General features: G+C 73.7%; 1 protein-coding gene. It reads right to left on the bottom strand.

Annotation, left to right across the window (positions count from 1 at the left end):
- Positions 1 to 2,988, bottom strand: a 2,988-nt coding sequence (locus ABFC67_RS12640) for an amino acid adenylation domain-containing protein (RefSeq protein ID WP_346738388.1), incomplete at both ends; no start/stop codon positions are given.

Genomic DNA, 2,988 nt, shown 5'->3' with positions numbered 1-2,988 from the left:
TCGAGGCGGCCGAGGTGTTCGAGGGTGCCGTCGGGTTTCCAGCGGCCGCGGTCGCCGGTGCGGTAGAGGCGGGCGCCGGGGGCGTTGCGGAACGGATCGGGGAGGAAGCGTTCGGCGGTGAGCTCGGGGCGGTTGAGGTAGCCGAGGGCGACGCCGTCGCCGCCGATCCACAGCTCGCCGGGGACGCCGAAGGGGCAGGGCTGGCGCTGCGCGTCGAGCACCCACACCTGGGTGTTGGCGATCGGTGTGCCGATCGAGATGCCCTCGCCGGGATGCTCGACGCGCCAGCAGGTCGACCACACCGTGGTTTCGGTCGGGCCGTACATGTTCCACACCGCTTTGCAGCGCGCGCGCAGTTGCGCGGCCAGCCCGGCGCCCATCGACTCGCCGCCGCACAGCGCGGTGAACGCCAGGTCGCCGCTCCAGCGGGCGTCGAGCAGGGCGCGCCAGGTCGAGGGCGTGGCCTGCATCATCGTCGCGCCGCAGGTTTCCAGCAGGTCGGCCAATGCGTGGCCGTTCATCGCGGTGTCGCGGTCGGCCAGCACGACTTGCGCGCCGGCGGTCAGCGGCAGCATCAGTTCCAGCACGGCGATGTCGAACGACAGCGTGGTCACCGCGACCAGCACGTCGTCGGCGTCGATGCCCGGCGCGCGCCGCATGCCGGCGAGGAAGTTCACCACCGCGCGGTGCGGCACCATCACGCCCTTCGGCTTGCCGGTGGAGCCGGAGGTGTAGATCACGTAGGCGACCGATTCCGGCGTGGCCGCGGCGGCGTCGCGCCGCGGCGGCGTCGCGGGCAGCGCTGCCGGCAGGTCGGCGCCCAGCCACAGCGCACGCTCGCGCGGCCATGCGATCAGGCCGGCGAGGTCGGACGTGGTGACCAGTTGCGCCAGCCCGGCGTCCTCGGCCATGAAGGCGAGCCGCTCGCGCGGGTAGGCGGGGTCCAGCGGCACGTAGCCGGCGCCGGACTTCAGCACGCCGAGCAGCGCGGCGAGCACGTCCGGCCCGCGTTCGAGGCACAGCCCGACCAGCGCGCCGCGCTGCGCGCCGCGCGCGCGCAGCGCGTGGGCGATGCGGTTGGCGCGCGCTTCCAGTTCGCCGTAGCTGAGCGCCTGCGCGCCGAAGCGCACGGCGATGCGCTGCGGCGCGCGCGCGGCCTGCGTCTCGAACGCCTCGTGCATCAGCGCGTCGGCCGCGTACGGCGCCTGCGTCGCGTTCCAGGCTTCGAGCCGGCGGCGCTCGGCGTCGGGCATCAGCGCCAGGCGCCCGATCGGTTGCGCGGGGTCGGCCAGCGCGGCGTCGAGCAGCGCGAGGTAGCGGTCGCGCATGCGCTCGGCGCTGGCGGCGTCGAGGATGTCGGTGTTGTAGCCCAGGCCGCCGCTCAGGCCCTGCTCCATCTCCACGAACCACAGGCCGAGATCCTCGGCCGCGCCGGGCTGCATCACCTGCAGGCGGCCGTGGCGCAGCGCGCCCCACTGTTCCGGGCGCTGGCGGATGTCCTGGAACGAGAACAGCGCCTGGTAGATCGGGAAGCGGCTCTCGTCGCGCGGCAGCTTGAGCGCGCGCAGCAGGTGCTCGAACGGCACGTCCGGGTAGCTGAAGGCATCGACCACGACCGTGCGCACCGCGCGCACCAGGTCGAGGAAGGACGCGTCCGGCTCCACCTGCACGCGCAGCGGCAGGGCGTTGACGAAGAAGCCCATCACCGGCTCGAGTTCGGGCGCGTCGCGGCCGCGCACCGGCGTGCCGACCACCAGGTCGCGCTGGCCGGTGTGGCGCTGCAGCAGCACGAAGTAGAGCGCCAGCAGCGCCATGTACAGCGTCGCGTCGGCGCGCCGGGCCAGCTCGCGCAGCGCGTCCACTGTCGGCTTCGGCACGTGGATCCAGGCGTTGTCGCCGACGCCGGACATGCGCGCCGGGCGCGGGCGGTCGCCGGGCAGCTCCAGAGGCTCCGGACCGTCGGCCAGCAGCTTGCGCCAGTGCGCGAGCTGCGCGGCCAGCTCCTCGCCCTGCATCCATTCGCGGTGCCAGATGGCGAAGTCGCCGTAGTCGACCGCGAGTTCGGGCAGCGTCGCTTCGCGGCCCGCGCAGGCGGCCGGGTACAGCGCGGCCATTTCCTCGTACAGCACGTCGAACGACCAGCCGTCCCAGACCAGGTGGTGGATCATGAAGAACAGCACGTGCTCCTCGGCGCCGAGACGGAACATGTGCGTGCGGAACAGCGGCGCGCCGACCAGCTCGAACGGCTGCGCGGTCAGCTCGGCGAGCCGGCGCCGCAGCGTCTCCTCGCGCGCGGCCGGCGCCAGCGCGGACAGGTCCTCGGCCGGGAACAGCGCGACCTCGAGCTGCGGCAGGATCGCCTGCATCGGCTCGCCGTTCTCCTTGACGATCACCGTGCGCAGCACCGGCTGGCGGCGGATCATCGCGGCGAAGGCGCGCTCGAAGGCGCGCTCGTCCATCGGCCCGAGCAGGCGGTGCGCCGACGGCGTGTTGTAGACCACGCGGCCGGGATCGATCTCCTCCAGGAACCACAGCCGCTGCTGCATCAGCGACAGCGGCGCGCGCGTGCGGTCGGCGCGGCGCGGGATCGTGCGGGCGGCCTTGCGCGCAGTGTCCGGTTCGGCCGCGGCTGTCCGCACGGCTTCGGCCAGGCGCGCCACCGTCGGCGCCTCGAACAGCGTGCGCAGCGGCAGCGCCAGGCCGAGCGCCTTGTTCAGCCGCGCGGTCAGCTGCGCGGCCAGCAGCGAGTGGCCGCCCAGCTCGAAGAAGTTGTCGTCGATGCCGAGGCCGGGCAACGCCAGCACCGCTTCCATCTCCGCGGCGATGCGGCGTTCGAGGTCGTCGCGCGGCGCGACGATCTCTCTCTCTCTCGCCGGTTCGCGCGCGAGGTCGGCGGGTGCGGGCAGGGCCTTGCGGTCGAGCTTGCCGTTGGGCAGCAGCGGCAGGGCGTCGAGGACGACGAAGTGCTGCGGCACCATGTAGTCGGGC

It is taken from the genome of Mizugakiibacter sp. (genome assembly GCF_039680435.1).
Classification (GTDB): domain Bacteria; phylum Pseudomonadota; class Gammaproteobacteria; order Xanthomonadales; family Rhodanobacteraceae; genus Mizugakiibacter.
Note: the sequence above shows the minus strand (reverse complement) of the source record. Positions and strands in the feature narration are given on the sequence as shown.